A 20,736-nucleotide genomic window follows, 5' to 3' on the forward strand; every position below is an offset into this window, starting at 1 on the left:
AAAATAAAAGGCGCTATATGCGCCTTTTATTTTATGGATTTATTTCTTTTGGTCGTTGTTACCAAACAGTGGACCCATTCCGCCACCGCCGCCGCCAAATTGCTTTTGCATATTGCCTAATGAACGCATCATTTTGCTCATACCAGATGGATTGGCAAACTTCTTCATCATTTTGGCCATTTGTGCTTGTTGCTTGATAAGTTTATTCACTTCAGCAACATCCATACCACAACCTGCCGCAATACGTTTTTTACGACTTGGGTTCATCAAGTCTGGATTACGGCGCTCTTTAACAGTCATTGACTGGATAATCGCTTCCATCTTCTTGACTTGTTTTTCAGGGTTCGCTTGCTCAATCGCTTGCTGAATTCCTGCACCGCTCATGCCAGGCAACTTGTCTAAGAAGCCCATCATGCCGCCCATTTTTTTCATTTGCTCAAATTGCATCAGCATATCTTCAAAGTTGAAGCTACCGCCTTTCTGCAATTTTTTCGCCATTTTTTCGGCTTTTTCTTTGTCGATTTTACGTTCAACTTCTTCGACTAAAGAAAGTACGTCACCCATGCCTAAAATACGTTGAGCAACACGGTCTGGATGGAATGGTTCTAAAGCATCAAGCTTCTCACCCATACCCAAGAACTTGATTGGCTTACCAGTAATGGCACGCACAGAAAGCGCTGCACCACCACGTGCATCACCATCAGTTTTAGTAAGAATCACACCGGTAAGTGCTAAAGCATCATTAAATGCTTTTGCTGTATTTGCAGCATCCTGACCTGTCATGGCATCAACCACAAACAAAGTTTCAGTCGGCTTAACTGCTGCATGCAATTCTTTAATTTCATCCATCATGTCTGCATCGACATGTAGACGACCTGCCGTATCGACAATCAATACATCAGCAAACTGGATTTTTGCCTGTTCAATGGCACGATTAACAATATCAATTGGCTTTTCAGAAGGATCTGAAGGAATAAAGCCTGCACCAACTTCGTTTGAAACAGTTTCTAACTGTTTAATTGCTGCCGGACGGTAAACGTCGGCAGAAACAGTCATTACTTTTTTCTTTTGACGTTCTTTTAAGAAACGTGCCAGCTTGGCAGCAGTTGTGGTTTTACCTGCACCTTGTAAACCAGCAAGTAATACTACAACAGGAGGTTTCGCACTTAAATCAAGTGTTTCATTCGCCTCACCCATCATCTTGGTGAGTTCGTCATAGACAATTTTTACAAATGCCTGGCCTGGTGATAACTGAGTCATCACTTCTTGGCCCAATGCCTCTTCCTTAACTTTCGCGATAAATTCACGAGTTACAGGTAACGCGACATCGGCTTCAAGAAGTGCCATACGTACTTCACGTAAGGTATCTTTAATATTGTCTTCGGTCAGCTGCCCTGAGCCAGTAACATTTCTTAAACTCTGTGTGAGTCGTTCTGTTAAGGTATCAAACATTGCAAAATCCGCTTAAAATGGCTAGTTGCAAAAAAATCTTTCTCGAAATAGAAAATTTATGCATAGAATGCTATAGGATACTTTAGTTCGCAGCGAATTTATATCTTATATAGATGAATTAATCCTGAAAAAGGTTTGACATGATTAGCCTCCCCTTGGTTTACACAATTTTGGCACTCATCGCATATACCACTTCTTTCTGGTATCTGTTTATTCGTTTAATGTCAAAACGTGAACCAAACTCATGGTTATTTGCTTTTGTTACTATCTTGGCACTACTGTTGCACGGTACAGTTTTATGCGATGCCATGCTGACACCAGCCGGAATTAACTACGATGTATTTAACCTGATGTCTTTCACATCGGGACTTATGCTATTGTTAAGCTTAATTTTTAGTACTTTCCGCCCTATTCTACCGTTAAACTTGTTAGGCATTCCTGTCGCAGCTATTGGTCTTATTTTAGGTTTTGCATTTAGTCGACCAGACCAATTTATTGAGCAGCATTCGCTAGGTCTTGATACTCATATTATTCTTTCACTTTCTGCCTATGCAGTTTTACTGATGGCAACCATACATGCAATCTTAATATGGTTCCAAAATCGTGAACTCAAAAAGAAACAAAAAAAACGTTTTTGGGTCAACTTACTCCCGCCAATTCAAGCGATGGAATCTTTGTTATTTGACCTAATCATTACTGGTTTCATTTTATTAACGATTGCGCTTACATTTGGTTTTTTAACCATTGATAACTTCTTTGCTCAGCATCTTGCTCATAAAACCGTATTTAGTATTATCTCTTGGTTTATCTATGGCTCATTACTGATCGGCCATTACAAGCTTGGTTGGAGAGGTCAAAAAGCAATTCGTTTTACCTTAATAGGTTTTGTACTTTTAGCGATTGGATTTATCGGTAGTAAATTTGTGCTTGAGATGATCTTAGGGCGCTAGGAAAATTAAAATTTAATCGATACTAGACAGCGTTATGCATATCCCGTATAACGCTGTTTTTCGTTTTACTCAGGTGACACAGACTGTGAAACTCATACTCGCTCCAATGGAAGGTTTAACTGACCCGATCATGCGGGATACACTCACATCTGTTGGTGATTTCGACTGGTGTGTGACCGAGTTTATTCGCGTTACAGACAGTATTTTGCCAGACCACATCTATTATAGTTTTTGTCCTGAACTAAAAAATGATGGTAAAACAGCAGCAGGTACGCCTGTTCATGTTCAGTTTCTAGGTAATAACCCAGATATGCTGGCAGCAAATGCAGCAAAAGTTGTTGAATTGGGTGCACCTGCAATCGATCTTAATTTCGGTTGTCCTGCAAAAACCGTTAATCGACATCGTGGTGGTTCAGTACTTCTCGATGAACCAGACGTGGTACATCTGCTGATTAAAGCAGTAAGAGATGCGGTACCTGAACATATTCCTGTTTCAGCAAAAATGCGTTTAGGTTATCTCGATGAAAACCATACGATGGAAAATGCCCATGCTGTTGAAGATGCGGGTGCAAGCTGGTTAACTGTACACGCTCGAACTAAAGCAGATGGCTATACGCCACCAGCTTATTGGGAAAAAATTCTACCCATTAAAGAAGCTTTAAAAATTAATGTGATTGCTAACGGTGAAATCTGGACCAATGCTGATGCTAGAGCCTGTCAGCAACAATCTGGTTGTGAAGACTTAATGATTGGCCGTGGTGCGGTGACAACTCCTGATTTAACCCAATGCATTCGCCAAAATATGGATGAAGCGTTATTTAGTTGGGAACAACTCGTTGACTTACAAATTCGCTTTTTAAACGGTCAAGCAAAAACAGAAATTGGGATGGTTGGACGTTATAAGCAATGGTTAGGCATGATGACCAAAGCCTACCCTCAAGCGAAAGAATTATGGGATCAAGTCAAACGAATTAAAGCTTTAGATGAGATTGTTCAACAATTAGAACACACCAGATCAGATACTATTTAACTCGCTATAACCTTAAAAAAAGAGGGCGATTGTTTTCACAGCCGCCCTCTTTCGTATTTCAGGTTAAGCTATTATTCTTTTTTAAAAGCCGCTTACTTTCATTTTAAAGTCAGTTACAGAAACGCCAGTGACACCAAAATTCCCCATAGAGCCATTAGGTAAATTATTAAACGTTGTTGTACTTTGAGTACCCATATTTCCTAAAGTGACATTATTAAGTGAAGCATCAAATTTACTAGATGCACCTATATTCCCAAAAGTTAATCCAGTTGGTTCAACACCTGCATAAAAACCATCTAACACAAAACCAGTTGAAGTATTTGTTCCTGTAAACTTAAACCCAAATGTAGCACCTGTATTATCGGACACTAAAGTAATTGGACAACCCGTAGCAGCAGAACAAATAGATTGAATTGCTCCACCAAATTTAACCATGACGGACTGGGCAGCATGACCCAGTTGAATATTTAAACGGGGTTTATTGGTTTGTACAAAGTTAATATCTAGATTTCCAGTAGAACGAATAATTTCTTTTACACCCGCATTTACTGTCGTTCCCGAACTAAAAATTGATTTGGGTGCATAACTTGTCAATGCATAATCGGATGGACTAGATAAGGATGTACTTGGGGCTAAATAAACTGAAAAAGGTAGAAGTCGAATACCGTTTACATCATTCCCCATAGATATAGCTAAATTTAAAAAAGGATTTCCACCCCCAGCATCGGTATCCATTGCAATATTAAAAGAAGGATTACCCGATACAGCGGCTTTAATAAACTCTATACCAGGAACTGGGTTAGTAGAGTTTCCAGCAATGACAAAACCAGCCTTACTGTTATAAGAAGTTGAAGCAATACCGTTAGTATCAATGAGTGCGATCTGGTTAAATTTAACTTTATCGGCCTGAACTCCTAAAGTTAAGCCATTTTGGCCCGTCGCTGCTGCAAGGCTTTGATCATCCAAAGGCTGCATTGCAAAAACACTTGAACTACTGGCAAGTAGCAGCCAGAACCCTATATTTTTATTCTTCATGTCGCTCTAATCCTTAAGAGACAAACGCTTATTATTTGTTCAGACTATCAGAATAATATTCAAGTACAAAGCAATTATCTCTATAACCCGACGAATGCAAATCCAATCACACTAAAATAAAATTTATATAAAAAAGTGACGATAATCGTCACTTTTATTCATTAGTTAAAGGCGCCATTTCTAGGCACAATACTAAAGCTACTATTTAAGCGTCCACCAGTAATTGCAAGCTCACCTAAACGTGCTCCAGCTCCTGTTGAAGGCGGATAGAAATTAATATCTTTTACACGTAATGCGCCGTCAATACTCTTATCAGGGTTAAAATAAACCGCCGTATTTACGCCAACTTTACCTAAACCACTTGTTGTATCTTTACCCACAACCAAAGCGGTATTAAACGCTAGCTTTCCTGCAATATTGTCAAAACCAATTGCAGAACCATCGATCGGATCACTAATTTGAACCGTATTTCCAGTTGCTGTGGCAGGCACTGTGAAATCGCCGAGTACAGTTAAAGTACTACCATCTGCAATTGAACTGTTTGGCACAATTGATAAGTTAAGATCGCCACCTAAACGGAGTTTTAGACCAAATAAGACATCATTATTTTTGGCAAAATTATCGATAGGTGAAGTACATGAGCCCGTCGCTGGACAAGTTTTATATTTAGCCCCTGGTAAATAACCAGCTGCAATTTCTGTTGATAAAGCCAGTAGCATCTCTTTTAAACTAATATTAAGACTGCCATTTTCTAAACCAATACTTCCATTGCCTTTGAGGAACATATCGATATTACGTAAGCCCATGTAATAATCAGTAGGACTACCACCATTATTAGCATTTGGAGAACCATCAATTAATAAAATTGAGGTTGTTTTGGTTCCAGTCGCATCACGTCCCGTAGTTCCAGCAGCAATACCAAAACCTAAACGCGAAGTTGTTCCGGATGTAGCCACAGCATTTCGAATAGGCTTACCATTTGCATCTTTTGTGTAGTAATAAGCACTATTTGCCGGTGCATCTAAACCATATACAGCAGCGTTAGCATTTAAATTATAAAAAGGTAATGCTAAGCCCCACTGGTTATTTGCACCATTATCGGCAAACTGATTGGCAGCAGCAACATTCGCACTTGTCGTAAAACGACCGCGTCTTGAAAATGCTTGAAACTCTGCTCCACGCATCGCAAGAATTAAGCTAAACGGATTAGAGACCGTATCACGGTGAATATTATGCTGATAATCAGCAGCTGTCGTTAAAGTACCTGCCCCTAAACGAATTGCATTTAAAGTAGCATTGTTTGGCATTAATAATGTTTTGGTATCGGCAAGATTTAAATAAATATTTCCGCTGTCAAAATAACCACGCGTAGCTGAGTTAAGGCCTGTTAAATTACCAAATTCGAAACCATAAGCATTCAGACCTGCTCCACCAATTTCTAAAGTGGTTGCTTTGCCATCTGAACCTAGCATTGAGTCATTGTCTTTAGTGAATTCACCTTTCATACGAAAGGCAATCCCGGAATTACCTAAAATGCTATTACTTGAGCCCGTACCTGTGGCGGTATTTGCTGTACCTAATATTGTTGTATCTGACGTACCATCCATACCACGGACTTGTAAATAGCTATTTACCATACGTCCGCTAGCACCTAAACGAATTAAACCTTTCGCATTTTGGGGACTATTAGTTGCATCTAAAGCATAAGGGTTAGTTTTATCGACATTCGAACTGAGCATCACCTCAATATTCAAGCCTGAATTGGTTACTTTGCCACTACTGTCAACATAAGTACCCGCAGTTAAACCAGAAGCTGAATCTGCTACACGGTTAAAATCAACATAGCCATAAGTAGTATTCGGAGTTTGCCCTACACCAGCAACATTAGTTCCAGTATTTGTCTGTAAAACTAAGCCACGAGTTGGGTCAATCAACATGGCCCCTTTACCAACAAAATTAAAGTTAAAGTTTCTTAAAATTAACTGATTTAACTGGCTGCGAGCATCCAATTGTCCTAAATAAATATTGGCATTATTAATACCAAGCGTCATGCTTGACTGGCTATTTGCATTAAATAAGCCATCTTGAGTTGTAAGTGCCAAATTTAAAGGAGAGGTCGTTTGAATAGCCAACTGCCCTAAAGTTGGCGAGCATGTAGCTGAACTATTACAAACTTTAACGCTATTTACGGTAACAAGTGATGGACTACTTTGCATAGAAAAGTCGAGTCCAGTTTTACCCGTAGTTGGGTTACTCCCTACATCTAAACGGTAATTAGTGCTTAAAGTTTGGCTAGATGCATTACTTTTTTGAACTTTTATCCCGCTCGCTTGAGCTCTTAAGACCTGATCTGCACCACTAGGTGTACCTGCATGATCATCCCAGTAGGCATTATCAATATTGATTTCATTAAACGTCGTTTGAATCGAAATCCCATCTTGTCCATTAATCGCACTCAAGTCAGCATCTGTTAAAGCTTCTAACGCAAAAGCATGTCCGCTCACTAACAACATGCTGGTTGTTAATGCATTTAAAATAAACTTTGAGCTGTGATTTTCTTTATTTTTTTTCATCACTTCAGTTCCTTTGAAATCTACATTAACCCTTAACAACGAGGATGGCTTCCATCACAGCTAAAGACCATGACTTTTCCTTGGATAGCCAAGTTTCCGTTCATCATTAAACCCATAAAACCAGTTTCGCGCCCATGGTCATACGCTGATGGTGTGGCAGTAGCCACTTGTTGGTTCGCACTGTTAGCAGTCGCTGCATATGTCGTTTTTTTGAAATATGCATAATCATACATATTTGCACTCGAGCCTTGTGCTGTTGTTGAGCTGGTAAAGTTATCTTGCTCAATTGATAAAGCATTAAAACCGAAGTTACGAATTAAAATTGGCTGTGCTGCACTAAAACTAAGCTGAATAGCCGGTTTAATCATTTCAGTATTGTTTTTGTCCAAATACTTTAAATCAGCGCCATCCAAACCCATTTTTTGGATATTTAGAGTACCTTGTACACCTTTAAATACGAGCCAAAGTTTATTACCACTATCACTATTTTCAGCCCAACCACTTGGTTTCGTCGCATCTGCCTGTACAAAACGTTTGTTAATTGCCAAACCAATATGACAGAACTCTAGGTTCTCACAGACACCACCACTACCATTGTCAAATACACCATTAGCTGTCTGGTTTAAATTAAGCATTAAAGATAAATCAGCACCAGCCTGACCATTTATCGCCTGTAATGCTTCATTATCTAAAGTTTGTAGCTCTGCATGAGTCACCGTTGCACAAAGAGCAAGGAGTAAAGCAGTTATTTTTTTCATCGCGTTACCCTCCTCTTATAGACCTTTAGTTGTCAGTTTCAAGTGCTGGATTAAAACACCGTCAATTGAAGCGGATCCCAAATTATTTAAAGGACTAATGTTAGACAAAGCTGGAGCTTGATTAGCTGTAGGAATAACGTATCCAGTTGTGCCATTACTACTACCAATTAAATCGTTGACCACAGCATTTCTTGAAGTCAACCATGGAATAGCAGAGTTAGTCCAATCACGATTCGAAGTCGCTCCATACATTGGCGTCGAACCCGATGTACTCGTACATCCTAAAGCACCAGAACAAGTTGTTGCATCGGCTGGTTTAGTAGTTGGATTCGTGATAACCCACGCACCAGTTCCTTTGTTATATTCCCACTGATATAAATATCCTAATGTTTTATAACCACAGTTAGAATTAAACAAACCACAACTATATTCTTGTTTCCATGTCTGGGTATTCTGTTGTCTTTGTTTAAAACGGACCTCTGTCATCGTAGCTGAAGTGGTACCAGATACTGAATTAGTCATTGAGACCAAACTACCAGCAGAAGTTCCAGAAACTTGCGTACCTGTTGAAATTAAACGACCAAAGGAAACTCCAATTGAACCTTCGCCGGTATTTGCTAATAAGGTTTTTCCATTATCAGGACTATATACGGTACCAATAGTGATACTACTATGCGTAGGATTAACACACGAGTAAACGTTACATGTAGAACCCTTATAAGTCGTGTCAGCACCAGTGTAATCAGTATAAATCTGTTTATATATTTCTGGTTTATTTGCAATTCGTGCAATTTCAATACTAAAGTTTTTGCCGTCGGAACCTAAAATAAGCGGTTGATATAAGTTACCTAATACCAAGTTAATATTTGGGTTATAGAGATATAAGCCTTCACTATCAGCAAACTTCGGTGCTACGGCACCTGCAGAGTCAAATGCAGGTGTATATAAATTGTTTGATGCATTTGGTGAATCTGAAGTTTCTCGTGTACTAAATCGCAATACCTTACTTGTATCATTAAAAGCAATTCGTGTTTTATTCGATGTTTTTGTATCTGTTCTAGTTCGATTTTCTACATAGTAACGGCATCCACGAGAGGTACTAAAACTCCCTGTTCCACTGTTACCACAATCTCCAGTACTACTTGCACTTAAAGTTGAGTTTGCACCAGCATGTACTGTTTTCCACCCGTTATTAGTACTTGTGGCGTATGTCTGCGTTTGACTCGTAACATTTTCAGTCACAATACTAGTATTTTTGCTATCACCCGTATTTAAGCGAACTAAGCCAGACATCCCTAAAGTATTATTATAAAAAGGACTCATTCCTCCAGCCGTAGTTGCACCACCTAATGTTTGAAACATACTAATCTGGCTACCATTTAAACTAAAGCCATTTAGAATGCCTTGCAAACGTAAACGATTAGCACGAGTTGTATCAATACTGGTACCAATTAACCCGTTACTATTACCATATTGAAATTGGGCTAAAGAACCATTCGTTGTAGCGACAACATTGGGATTACGTACAAATGCATCAGCCCATAGCCCTAATTTTAAATTATATGCATCAGCTCCTTCTGCCCCATCAATTAATGGTTGATATAGAGGAGCTTCTAAAGATAAATACGTTACTGGGTAAATACCACTATCTGTTGTACTAAAATTAGGAACATTAGTCGCAGTTTTTACTTTAAATATCCATGGATTGGCTCCTGTGCCCCAACTTGAAATCGCTGCTGCAGCTGAGCTGTTAGCAATACGCGAATTTGCATCGCCATCTGACTTAGATAATGCCAATCCATAAAGAAATATATCTGCTTTACCTACTGCGCGGTCTTCTGGCCCAACAATACCATTGCCACTGGTATCAGCTGCAGCAACACTCAAAGGCCCCACAGGTACATAGTTAATATAACCAGTATCCTTACTACGATCGGTAATAATTTGATTTACAGATTCATTTGGACCAGCGCCACGAAATACCATAAATGCATTTTGCGGTAATATCGCAATACCTTCACCTGTAGTTTCACTTAAACCAGCATCAGAAAGTTCTTCAAGAGCAAAACTTGACTGACTTAAAAAAAGTCCAATTAAACTTGCTAACACGGTTTTTTGAAACCTTACCGTATAATTAAGTGTAGTCATCGTGACCTTCCTGTTTTATACGATGCCGCGCACCATATTTCTTTTTCTTTAACAGTCCTTGATGTGAGATGAGATTATTTCCTTTTTCATCTCACAAGGGGCAAACTTTAAAAATTGCCAACCTTTCCACATTTCCATTATGCTGAATATTTACTCAAATGCAAAATTAAATAAACAAAAACTCATTTTTCCGATAAACGAGAAATAAGAGATGTATTTAACAGAATTTTAAAGAACCATAACAGTTAGCTGAGAAGTTTTGTTTTTGTAACACTACATTAGTTAAAGACATAGAAGCTGGCGTTTTTCCTGTTAAATCAACTGTTCCAATAGGAAGATTACCTGCTAAGCAGCTTAATGCTAATGGACCACATGGAACAGGATTCGTTTCTAGATAAGAACTAACTTGTCCTAAGGCATCAGTAATTGTAGCTAAAGCAATATCGACATTCCCCGTAGGAGTAATTTGTCCAATATCAATTGGGTTTGTAAGCTCTAGCCACCATCCTGTTTGTGCCGTTGAGGCCGCCTCTGGCCATAATATATTTACGCCCTGTACAGAGAGATAACCAGCAGAGCCATTCAGTTGAGCAGCATGAAAATAACCCAGACTTTGTTTAATTGTCACATTTACATCAAGATTATTTACTGTTCCAGTTACATCACCCGAAATCGGAACAGGAATACCCAGCACTGAAGCAGTTGCATCTAAAGTCCCTGTAACCGCAATCCCTCCAACCCTTGCTGTTGCATTCAAATTAGCTGTATTAATACGCTTACCCGTAATTATCTGCTGTCCCATAGACAATGTACCACTACCTGCACCTAAATTTAGATTATAGGCCGTAGATGTAAATGGGAGTGTTGCTATGCTACCTATAAATTCTGCCCGTCCTGTAATAGCTCTCCCTGTTTCATCTTGGGTAATACCATAGTAAGGATTCGTAGTTACAGTACCCCCAGTTGGTTTAGTGACCATATATCCACTCAGTGAGTTAATACCACTCGCAGCATCACCATTTTCTAAACCAAAAGTAAGTAAACCCGAAAGTGACTTAGCACTTAATCGAAAACCCTGAATTTCACGAGTGGAAGCCGAGTCTGGGTTTTTAACAGCAAATTCTAAAAATGGATTGGTAATAATAGCGGACGAAGAGGCTCGCTCAGTACTAGTACTATCTACTGTGCCCCCACTTAAACTCAGATAATCAATGTCAATGTCGCAGGCACCTGCTCCATTTACGCCCCCACAACCTAACTGTAATTTTTTAATATTGGCATTAATTTCTAATTGAGCATCTAACGCAAGTCGATAAAACCCCATATTTCCATTTGAACTTGAGTTACTTGCAGAATCTGTAGGCGCAATATAAGACATACCCATTAAAGCTTGGCCGCGGGTCGCTGATAATTCAGCATCTGACATAGGGACTAGTGTAGAAGCAGCATAGGCTGAGGAAAAGCATAAGCTTCCGAGTGTCAAAAGTGCTACTCGAAGAGACGTAAACTGTCGCATGGCCGACCTCCGTATCCGTGGGGGCATAATCCTGTTTAATTTCTTTTTATTTGGCCTATCTGCATTCGATAAATATTTAACTAAACATTATCAAAGAGAGCCTATATCTACTCTATTTGCTTTTAAATTCTGTGATACAGAGCAAAAAACAAATCAATCATTAATCATTTTATATCATTTTTTACAAAAGGAAACTGTCGTTTATCATAATTCCGATAAACGCTTCTGATAAAAATTCTATGTATAAAATTGGGCCACCTAAGTGACCCGTTATTTTTAAAATCTTTTCATCGAGGAATCATTAAGTTTTAGGAAGTGTAACACCTGTTTGACCTTGGTATTTACCACCACGGTCTTTATAAGAGGTTTCACATACTTCATCACTTTCAAAGAATAGCATTTGTGCTACGCCTTCCCCAGCATAAATACGTGCAGGTAAATTTGTCGTATTTGAAAATTCTAACGTAACGTGACCTTCCCATTCAGGTTCTAATGGAGTCACATTTACAATAATACCGCAACGAGCGTAGGTCGATTTACCTAAGCACACTGTTAACACATTGCGAGGAATACGGAAATATTCAATTGTACGCGCTAGAGCAAATGAGTTTGGCGGAATAATACAAACATCAGACTCAATATCGATAAAACTTTTGTCATCAAAATTCTTTGGATCGACAATTGCAGAATGTACGTTTGTAAAAACCTTGAATTCACGGGCACAGCGTACATCATAACCATAGCTAGAGACCCCGTAGGAAATCAACTTTTCACCATTTTCATCAAAACGGACTTGATTCTCTGCATAAGGTTCAATCATGCCGTGTTTTTCGCTCATTTCGCGAATCCAACGATCAGACTTAATGGCCATGTATTTTCTATCCAAAAGGTAAATTCATTGATTTCGACGTACTTTAACTTAAAAAACCAATTATGAAAACAACACAGAGCTACTCAAATAAATAAGAATAGCTCAGCGGTACATTTAAAGGTTCAGTAAAGCAGAATAACTAATTGGAATTGAAAAGCTGACTAAAACAAGTGAAGCCGTTTTTTGCAAATTAGTTTGATTTAACCAACCCACTTTCTTAGAAGCTAAAACCGATCCCAAGAAAATCCAGAACAACGCAATTGGTGTAATAAGCGCTAAATAAGCCATCATGTGAATTAAATAAATATGAAAATTACTCCATGCAGCTACTGGGAAAATTGCTGAGGCAAATAATAATGCTTTTGGGTTTAATAGAGTGGCGCAGAATAACTCACGAGCACGAATCGTTGGCTGATTTAATTCAATTTCTTGATTTGCCGTATGCCATAACTTGATGGCTAAGAAAATAATATAACAAGCGCTCAATAGCTTTAGAATAGGCGGCAGCATTGGTAGTGTGCTAGACACTTTTCCAATCAGCATTCCCCATGCAGAAATAGAGATTACATAACCCAAAACTTCTGCTGGAATAAGTTTTACTGACTTCCTTAAACCCACTTGTACTCCTGAAGAAGCGAGCAGAGTATTGGTTGGACCAGGCGTAAGTAAAATTGTGGCTACTAAGCCAATAAAAAGCCATGAAATCATTGAATGACCTCACAATATAGTCATCTCAGATTAATAGATATCCTGTCACAAGGCAAAAGGTAATTGTAAGACAAAGTATTTCAAATTATTTTCAAAATAAAAATAAAGTATATAAAAACAAATATTTATAAAATTGTCACATAAAGTCGAGAAGAAAACTTTACGGTCAGTTGTTATACTTTCCAAATAGATTCTGAGTTAAGTAACATAACTATTTTTATTTTAAGTCTATTTTTCCATCAAAAGTCTTTATAATAAAAAATATATAGCAATGGTAAGTTTAAATTTTAAGCTTTTAATAAGTTTCAATTCATATATTGTTTCTGATTTTTTTATATAGAGCATCGCGCTTTACTACCCTTAATGATTATGGCAAAGCATTTTTTTCAATCTTGGCTTCCCTCCCCCGAGAAAGTTTCAAATATGAAATTTCTAAGGATTTTTGGTAAAAAGACCCTTAATCCTGTGCTTTGGTATGTCAATCGAAAATCAATTACCCGAGCTGTTTTTGTCGGAACTTTTTTTGGTTTACTGCCTATTCCTTTTCACAGCGTATTTATTGTGATGGCTGTATTACTATTCGAAGTAAATTTACCAATTAGCTTGATGCTCGCTTGGTTAAGTAACCCGCTTACATTAGTTCCTATTCTATATATTGGTTTTTGGTTCGGTGCACACATTTTTCATGTACATATGATTAATAAAGAAATGTTGCTGGGTGTATTGCATCAGATTTCTCGTTGGATTACTCATTTCGGCCATGGCCACATTGATTTTAGTCTTGCGAAAATCTTGATGACAGGTCTAGTCGTAGAAGCTTTTGTATTTGCCGTTATTTTATATATATGCACAGAAATTTTCTGGCGCTGGATGGTCGTTAAAAACTGGAAAAGTAGACATCGTCAAAAGAAGCAAGAAGAGGGTTTATAAAAGCTCCACTCTTCTTGCATAAGTTTAAATCATTATTTTGGCAGTTTTGATTTCATATATTCTTCGGCCACATTAAGCACATATTCTTGACAAGCCTCTCCTGTACCAGGGTCATAAGCTCCGTTATTGGTAATATTATTAGATAAGATTCGAATGCCTAAGAAAGGAACGTTAAATTGACTTGCGATTTGTGCAACAGATGCTGCTTCCATTTCTTCAACAGAAGTACCATAACGTTGATGGAAAAATTGAATACGATCTAGCTCATTATTCCAGACATCTGCTGAACCAATCGTTCCTTCAACCACCTCACCTTTATCATAACGGACTTTATGTGCCGCCATTAACAACTCTTGGTCACCTTCAAATTTACGAATTGCAATCGGTTCTGGGTCAGATTCATCTGTTGGCAACACATCAAAAGCCTCAACCCATGTGAGTGAGTTTGAACCACCGCCTAAAGGCTGTTTAGGAGTTCTAAATGCACCAATATTGGTTGTATATTTTCCTAAAACAATATCGTAAACGTGCAAATCAGGATCATGTCCACCTGAGGTGCCCTGATTAATGATCGCAATCGGTTTATAACGTTCAATCGCTAGAGCAGTTGCTGCGGCAGAGTTACTCATACCCATGCGGGTTTTAGAAATAATCATTGGATAACCGTTATAGGTACCCTTCCAGAATTTCCACCCACCAATTTCTTCAATAGTCTTATTCTCTAATTTTGAAGCCATTTTTTCCGATTCTACTGGCAAAGCACCCTGAATAATGATCGGCTGTAACTTCTGTTTTTGTTCCTGAACTGTTGGTGTTTGAGAAACAGATGAGTTGTCATCATTACATCCAACTAAAAATAAAGCGCTACACAAACTGATAACGCCAAAAGTAGATTTGAATCGCATTTTTTAACCTTTCTTTTTAAAAAGTGTAAAGTAGCAATCTACATGCCAATTTCAAGTTCAGCTTTGTTATTTGGATTCAATAATTTAAATTTTTATTTTAACCAGACAATAAAAAACCCGACTTAAAGCCGGGTTTTAATCAATTAGAAAATACGCTTATCATCACGTGTGCGCTGAGGGATTTTTTCAATCTGCTGCCAGACTGATTTAGCAATCTCAATATAACTATCAGCCGCATCATCCATTGCCACAACACTCGGTTTACCCTGATCAGCATGTTCACGTATTTGAGCATTTAGAGGCAAACGACCTAACAATGGAATATGGTATTGCTCGGAAAGCTTATCACCACCACCAATACCAAAAATTTGCTCTTCATGACCACAGTTTGAACAAATATGAGTCGACATGTTTTCGACGACACCTAATACTGGAATACCAACTTTATTAAATAACTCAATTCCTTTGGTGGCATCAAGCAAGGCAACATTTTGTGGAGTAGTCACAATGATTGAGCCTGTAACAGGAATACGCTGTGCAAGCGTAAGCTGAATATCACCAGTACCTGGTGGCATATCAATCATGAGTACATCTAAATCAGGCCAAAGTGTTTGATTAAACAATTGCATTAGAGCACCCGTTGCCTTTGGTCCACGCCATGCAACAGGTGTGTTGTTATCACCGGTTAAATGTCCAATAGAAAGCACAGCCATACCATAAGCATCTAAAGGTACAAAATTTTCACTTTCAATAAGTGGAGTTTTGCCCGCATTACCTAGCATTGTCGGAATACTTGGTCCATAGATGTCAGCATCTAACACCCCAACCTTAAGTCCCATTTTTTGTAAGGCAAGCGCTAAATTGACCGTAGTTGTCGATTTACCTACGCCTCCCTTTCCAGATGAAACTAAAATAACATTCTTAATGCGAGGGTGAAGCGGAACATCTCTTTGTTGCGGAGCTGCTTTTTGAATTGGTGGATTATTTGGATCGGGTTCTGATTTAGGTGAAGCATCAAATACAGGAGGTAAATTCGAACTTACTTGTGCAGGGCGCTTTTGTTGAACCACGTGTAAATTAAGTTCTTCAATACCGCACTTTTCTAATGCACTAGCTAAATCATCATGAATTTGCTGCAAATGCTCTTTTTCGTCTGGGAAAGTATTAATGGTGAGTTGTAAAACTCGTCCCTGAACTTGGAGCTGACTTATACGCTCTTTTAATGCATCTTTTGAATGTGGTAGTAAGTAATTTTGGAGTACGGTTTGGATTTCATCTTCTTTCACTTCTTGTGCCGGTGAAAAAACAGACTTTAATGAAGAAAGCCAAGACATATTGTTTACTCCAAAAACAGATCATTACAGCTTAATGGAGATAGTGTAACAGTATTGCTCCGCACTCGCTCACCTTAGGATGAATAATTACTCACTTCATATCTCATCTTTTAGGTAAGGAGTACGGATTTTAGTTTAAATCAGCTTATTCAGCAGAATCATGATTCTTTAATTTATTTAATTTATCAGTTGCAGTTTTCTTTAGCTCATCAAACTTTGCTGTTGCTTGAGTTTTCAACTCATCAAATTTTATAGCAGCCTCTTCCTTTAATTCTGCAGCTTTGGCTTTAGCATCATCAAGTTTATGTGCCGCTTCAGTACGCAAGTGATCAAATTTATCTTGCAGACTATGCTGAGCATCCTCAAGTTTGCCTTTTAAATCACTGGCTTTATCTTCAACAGCGTCTTTGCCAGCAGCTTCTTTCTCTTTTACATTTTCCTTTAAATCATCCAAAGCTTTTTCGCCTTGTACTTTTGCATCGGCCGCTTTTGCCTTTAATTGGTCTACTTTATCTTCAATTGCTTCTTTACCCGCAGCTTGCTTCTCTTTTACATTTTCCTTTAAATCATCCAAAGCTTTTTCGCTTTGTACTTTTACATCTGCCGCTTTTGCCTTTAAATCATCTAATTTATTTTCAGTAGTCATAGTTGTTATCCTCATAGTTAATTAAAAAATTACCTGAATAAGTTATTAGTTATACATCGTTATGGCTTATTTTCTGACCGTAACTGCAATTTGAAACAAAGACAATACAGGAAGATTCAAATATTTTTCGATATGTTTATCTGTTCTAAAGGAAACCACCTCTAGCCAAAATCCATTTTAATAGAAATCGCTTATGCCAAGCAGAAGATTATTAATCTTTGCTTATCTCCCTGCATCAGTTAAAATCTTCCACCTTATAAATACGAATGAGAGAATGAAATCCGTGCGTAAAATTTTAGTCACTAATGCCCTCCCTTATGCTAATGGTCCAATTCATATGGGTCATTTACTCGGTTACATCCAGGCAGATATCTGGGTTCGTGCCATGCGAGCAATGGGTCATGATGTGACTTATGTATGTGCGGATGATGCTCACGGTACAGCAATTATGCTACGTGCCGAAGCAAATGGTATTAGCCCAGAAGAGCAAATTGCGAATGTTCAAAAAGAACACATCCGTGATTTTGACGGTTTTGGCGTACATTTCGATCATTACGATTCAACGCATAGCGATGCAAACAAAGCACGTTCAACAGATATTTATATTAAAAACCGTGAAGCTGGAAATATTGCAGTTCGTCCTGTAACTCAATTATTTGACCCAGAAAAAGGGATGTTCTTGTCTGACCGTTTCATTAAAGGTACATGCCCAAAATGTAAATCAGAAGATCAATACGGCGACTCATGTGAAGTGTGTGGTACAACTTATAATGCAACCGAGTTACTTAATCCACGTTCAACTTTAAGTGGTGCAACACCAGTTGAAAAATCATCAGATCACTATTTCTTCAAGCTTCCAAACTTCTCTGAATATTTACAAAAATGGACGCGCGATGAAGGTCGTTTACCTCTTTCGATTGCCAACAAGTTAGACGAATGGTTTGAAGCTGGTTTAGCAGATTGGGATATTTCTCGCGACGCGCCATACTTTGGTTTCGAAATTCCCGATGCTCCAAATAAATACTTCTATGTTTGGGTAGATGCCCCAATCGGTTATATGTCTAGTTTTGAAAACTATATCAAAGCTAAACGTCCAGATTTAAACTTTGATGATTTCTGGAAAAAAGATAGCCAAAATGATGTTTATCATTTTATTGGTAAAGATATTGTTTACTTCCATGCTTTATTCTGGCCAGCAATGCTTGAAGGTGCAAACTATCGCACCCCAACAGGCTTGTTTGTAAACGGTTTCTTGACTGTAAATGGGCAAAAAATGTCTAAGTCTCGTGGTACTTTCATTAAAGCCGAGACTTACTTACAACATCTAAACCCAGAATATCTACGTTACTACTTTGCATCTAAACTTTCAGATAAAGTTGAAGACTCTGACTTGAACCTTGATGACTTTGTTCAAAAAGTAAATTCAGACTTAGTTGGTAAAGTCGTTAATATTGCTAGCCGTTGTGCGAAATTCATTAACAGCAGCTTTAACAATACTTTATCTGCTCAATGTGCAGAATCTGAGCTGGTACAAAGTTTTATTGATGCAGGTGATTCAATCGCTGCTGCATATGAAGCACGTGAATTCTCTACAGCTATTCGTGAAATCATGGCGCTAGCTGATCGTGCAAACCAATATATTGACGAGAAAAAACCTTGGGCTCTTGCTAAACAAGAAGGTCAAGAGCAACAAGTTCTTGATGTATGTTCTGTGGGTATCAACTTATTCCGTCAACTAGCGGTGTACTTGGCTCCAGTTTTACCAACTTTAGCTCAGCAAGTTCAAGATTTCTTAAAACTTGAAAGCTTCGATTTCGAGTCACGCAAACAAATTCTTGTAAGCCATGAGATTGCGCAGTTCCAACCGCTTATGCAGCGTGTTGATCCAAAAGCTGTTGCAGCTATGGTTGATGCTTCTAAAGAGTCTTTAGGTGCTCCTGCTCCAGAAGCAACAAAAGCGGCAGCAAAAAAAGAGAAATCTGCCGAGAAAAAAGCAGCGCCTACTCCAGCAGTTGGTGAAGCTGAAATTATCGGTATTGAAGATTTCTTAAAGGTTGATTTACGTGTTGCTCAAGTACTTGAAGCAGGCACTGTTGAAGGTTCAGATAAGTTGCTTCAACTGACGTTAGACGTTGGTGAAGCTGAACCACGTAATGTATTTAGTGGCATTCGTAGCCAATACGCGCCAGAGGACCTAAAAGGTAAATTGGTTGTTATGGTGGCGAACCTTGCACCACGTAAAATGCGTTTTGGTATTTCAAACGGAATGGTACTTGCTGCTGGAAATGGTGAAGGTATTTTCATTATTTCTCCAGATAGCGGTGCAAAACCAGGCGATAAGGTTTCTTAATTTGTAGTTAAAAAAAAGCTCCCTAAATTGGGAGCTTTTTTTTAACTACAAATTTTAAAGTAATATAGATACGAAAATTTAAATTAGGACCACGGCCACCCTTCGCAAGGGTTATTAAATAAAACGTGTATATTTCCCAACTCTTCATTTGTTAAATAGCCATTCTTATTTTCATCTAAATAATGAAATAGCTCTGTCTGCTTGTTTTCACCTTGAAAACGCTTATCACTCGGCCAGTTATAAGGATAAAAGTCTTCAACCCGTTGAAATTCTTTTTGGCTATACATGCCATCATGATTTAAATCATATTTTTCCTGAAAAAGCTCCCAATCTAAAGAAGCAGGCTCACATGCACTTACCATATTCAAAACACAGTAAGTTGCACATCCAGCAAGTAACCTAATAGTTAGATTGCTCATGATTATTCACTTGTATATCGGAAATTTTATAATCCTTTTCATGAACCGGAGTACCCACAATACTCATGGTCCGCTCATTTGCTGATTGTTGTTTACTCGTCGTTCTCATCTCACATCCTGTAGTTAAGATGAGAAAAACTACAGAAATGCTCACCATTAGTTTTTTCATAACGTGCTCCTCATTTCTTTTTGTTTTATTTATTAAGTTACCACTTTTAAAGTATTTAAGTGCTAAAAAAGATATTTCAATTTGTATGTATTTTACGCAAAAAATAAAGCCAGACTATAAGTAGCTGGCTTTGGATTTTGTAGATATTTTAATTAAAGAATAATCATTTGAAGAAAATTAATTTTAAACCCAATAAAGTCACAATACTTCCAGCAACTCGATCCACCCCTGTTTTTGCTTTTAAGTACATTTTTCGAGGCTTCTCTGAAGATAACAGCATCGCAACACATGAATACCAACCAGCATCAATCATAAAACAAATCACTGGCAATGCGACATAGTAATAATTTGGGATTTCTTTTGGCAGCAAAGCAGTAAACACACTTGCTAGTACGACTGCAATTTTCGGGTTACTTAACTGCGTAATAAGGCCATAACGATATGCTTGTTTATAGGTCATTTTTGATTTGCCATCATTCTCCATGGCAATTGGTTCTTTGGCATGTTTAATAATTTTAAAAGCCAGCCAAAGCAAATATAGCCCACCGCCAATTTTTAAAATTAAATAAGCAGAAGGTACTGCTAATAAAACTGCTTGTAATCCCATAACAGCTAATAGCCCAAAAAGCGCTGCGCCCGTCCCTGTTCCCAATGCTGTAAACAAACCGTGTTTACGTGATTTAGAAATTGAATTTTGCGCTACATAAATAAAGCTTGGCCCAGGGCTTATTGCTCCAAGCATCAATGCCATCGCAATTGAAAAAAGAGGAATAAGGGACTCAAACATTGTATTGACCTAGCATCACGCAATTGCGCGGTATTCTAACAGCTTTTTATGACGCATATAAAAATGCAGAAAATTTATATGATAAAAATTGAATTTTCATGTTTTTACAATTTATATCTTCAAAACGGACAAAAATGTCCGTTAAATATATAACC

The 20,736-nt window shown here is 38.1% G+C and carries 18 protein-coding genes; 4 read left to right on the plus strand and 14 right to left on the minus strand.

Annotated elements, in window-relative coordinates; all coding sequences use genetic code 11:
* Positions 1–39: 39 nt before the first annotated feature.
* On the minus strand, positions 40–1,452 hold the full coding sequence (gene ffh, locus HJG58_RS07180; protein ID WP_002120334.1) for a signal recognition particle protein: 1,413 nt from the start codon (positions 1,450–1,452) through the stop codon (positions 40–42).
* Between the two features lie 140 nt (positions 1,453–1,592).
* Between ffh and HJG58_RS07185 the strand changes: the two genes are divergently transcribed.
* Both HJG58_RS07185 and HJG58_RS07190 read left to right on the plus strand, forming a co-directional pair.
* A complete protein-coding gene (locus HJG58_RS07185) occupies positions 1,593–2,402 on the plus strand; it encodes a cytochrome C assembly family protein (protein ID WP_170248394.1) in 810 nt (269 codons plus the stop codon).
* An 85-nt stretch (positions 2,403–2,487) separates the two neighbouring features.
* Entirely contained in the window at positions 2,488–3,432 is a 945-nt protein-coding gene (locus HJG58_RS07190) for a tRNA dihydrouridine synthase (RefSeq protein ID WP_068613151.1), read from the plus strand.
* Between the two features lie 81 nt (positions 3,433–3,513).
* On the opposite strand, the gene HJG58_RS07195 is transcribed toward HJG58_RS07190, so the two are convergent.
* The 7 genes from HJG58_RS07195 to HJG58_RS07225 all read right to left on the minus strand — a co-directional run bounded on the left by HJG58_RS07195 (position 3,514) and on the right by HJG58_RS07225 (position 13,041).
* The gene (locus tag HJG58_RS07195) at positions 3,514–4,467 is read right to left on the minus strand and encodes a DUF6160 family protein (RefSeq protein WP_170248395.1); all 954 of its coding nucleotides are present in this window, start codon (positions 4,465–4,467) and stop codon (positions 3,514–3,516) included.
* A 161-nt stretch (positions 4,468–4,628) separates the two neighbouring features.
* Positions 4,629–7,040: a DUF6160 family protein gene (locus HJG58_RS07200; RefSeq protein ID WP_216076530.1), complete on the minus strand. Its 2,412-nt coding sequence runs from the start codon at positions 7,038–7,040 to the stop codon at positions 4,629–4,631.
* 32 nt (positions 7,041–7,072) lie between these two features.
* The gene (locus HJG58_RS07205) at positions 7,073–7,798 is read right to left on the minus strand and encodes a DUF6160 family protein (RefSeq protein WP_170248397.1); all 726 of its coding nucleotides are present in this window, start codon (positions 7,796–7,798) and stop codon (positions 7,073–7,075) included.
* A gap of 15 nt (positions 7,799–7,813) precedes the next feature.
* Positions 7,814–9,946 (minus strand): hypothetical protein, encoded by a 2,133-nt coding sequence (locus HJG58_RS07210; RefSeq protein ID WP_170248398.1) that lies wholly within the window; start codon positions 9,944–9,946, stop codon positions 7,814–7,816.
* A 217-nt stretch (positions 9,947–10,163) separates the two neighbouring features.
* Positions 10,164–11,462 carry a type 2 periplasmic-binding domain-containing protein gene (locus tag HJG58_RS07215; protein WP_170248399.1) on the minus strand — a complete coding sequence of 433 codons (1,299 nt, stop codon included), beginning with the start codon at positions 11,460–11,462 and terminating at the stop codon, positions 10,164–10,166.
* A gap of 301 nt (positions 11,463–11,763) precedes the next feature.
* Positions 11,764–12,333 carry a dCTP deaminase gene (gene dcd / locus HJG58_RS07220; protein ID WP_003653416.1) on the minus strand — a complete coding sequence of 190 codons (570 nt, stop codon included), beginning with the start codon at positions 12,331–12,333 and terminating at the stop codon, positions 11,764–11,766.
* 114 nt (positions 12,334–12,447) lie between these two features.
* A complete protein-coding gene (locus HJG58_RS07225; protein ID WP_170248400.1) occupies positions 12,448–13,041 on the minus strand; it encodes a LysE family translocator in 594 nt (197 codons plus the stop codon).
* Between the two features lie 363 nt (positions 13,042–13,404).
* On the opposite strand from HJG58_RS07225, the gene HJG58_RS07230 reads away from it, so the two are divergent.
* Entirely contained in the window at positions 13,405–13,971 is a 567-nt protein-coding gene (locus HJG58_RS07230; protein WP_170248401.1) for a DUF2062 domain-containing protein, read from the plus strand.
* A 32-nt stretch (positions 13,972–14,003) separates the two neighbouring features.
* Here HJG58_RS07230 and HJG58_RS07235 read toward each other — a convergent pair whose 3' ends face one another.
* From HJG58_RS07235 to HJG58_RS07245, 3 genes are all read right to left on the minus strand, one after another.
* Positions 14,004–14,876, minus strand: a complete 873-nt coding sequence (locus HJG58_RS07235; RefSeq protein WP_170248402.1) for a 5'-methylthioadenosine/S-adenosylhomocysteine nucleosidase — start codon at positions 14,874–14,876, stop codon at positions 14,004–14,006.
* A gap of 143 nt (positions 14,877–15,019) precedes the next feature.
* A complete protein-coding gene (apbC, locus tag HJG58_RS07240; protein WP_170248403.1) occupies positions 15,020–16,210 on the minus strand; it encodes an iron-sulfur cluster carrier protein ApbC in 1,191 nt (396 codons plus the stop codon).
* 145 nt (positions 16,211–16,355) lie between these two features.
* Positions 16,356–16,856: a hypothetical protein gene (locus HJG58_RS07245; protein ID WP_170248404.1), complete on the minus strand. Its 501-nt coding sequence runs from the start codon at positions 16,854–16,856 to the stop codon at positions 16,356–16,358.
* A gap of 283 nt (positions 16,857–17,139) precedes the next feature.
* Here HJG58_RS07245 and metG point away from each other — a divergent pair, with 283 nt between their 5' ends.
* Entirely contained in the window at positions 17,140–19,206 is a 2,067-nt protein-coding gene (gene metG, locus HJG58_RS07250) for a methionine--tRNA ligase (RefSeq protein WP_170248478.1), read from the plus strand.
* 83 nt (positions 19,207–19,289) lie between these two features.
* Here metG and HJG58_RS07255 read toward each other — a convergent pair whose 3' ends face one another.
* The 3 genes from HJG58_RS07255 to HJG58_RS07265 all read right to left on the minus strand — a co-directional run bounded on the left by HJG58_RS07255 (position 19,290) and on the right by HJG58_RS07265 (position 20,581).
* Positions 19,290–19,625 (minus strand): EF-hand domain-containing protein, encoded by a 336-nt coding sequence (locus HJG58_RS07255; RefSeq protein ID WP_032004288.1) that lies wholly within the window; start codon positions 19,623–19,625, stop codon positions 19,290–19,292.
* The gene (locus tag HJG58_RS07260) at positions 19,606–19,794 is read right to left on the minus strand and encodes an NF038215 family lipoprotein (RefSeq protein ID WP_039756269.1); all 189 of its coding nucleotides are present in this window, start codon (positions 19,792–19,794) and stop codon (positions 19,606–19,608) included. The genes HJG58_RS07255 and HJG58_RS07260 overlap by 20 nt, the downstream gene beginning before the upstream one ends.
* A 163-nt stretch (positions 19,795–19,957) precedes the next feature.
* Positions 19,958–20,581 carry a LysE family translocator gene (locus HJG58_RS07265; RefSeq protein ID WP_002120398.1) on the minus strand — a complete coding sequence of 208 codons (624 nt, stop codon included), beginning with the start codon at positions 20,579–20,581 and terminating at the stop codon, positions 19,958–19,960.
* Positions 20,582–20,736: the final 155 nt, after the last annotated feature.

It is taken from the genome of Acinetobacter geminorum, assembly GCF_013009345.1.
Lineage (GTDB): Bacteria > Pseudomonadota > Gammaproteobacteria > Pseudomonadales > Moraxellaceae > Acinetobacter > Acinetobacter geminorum.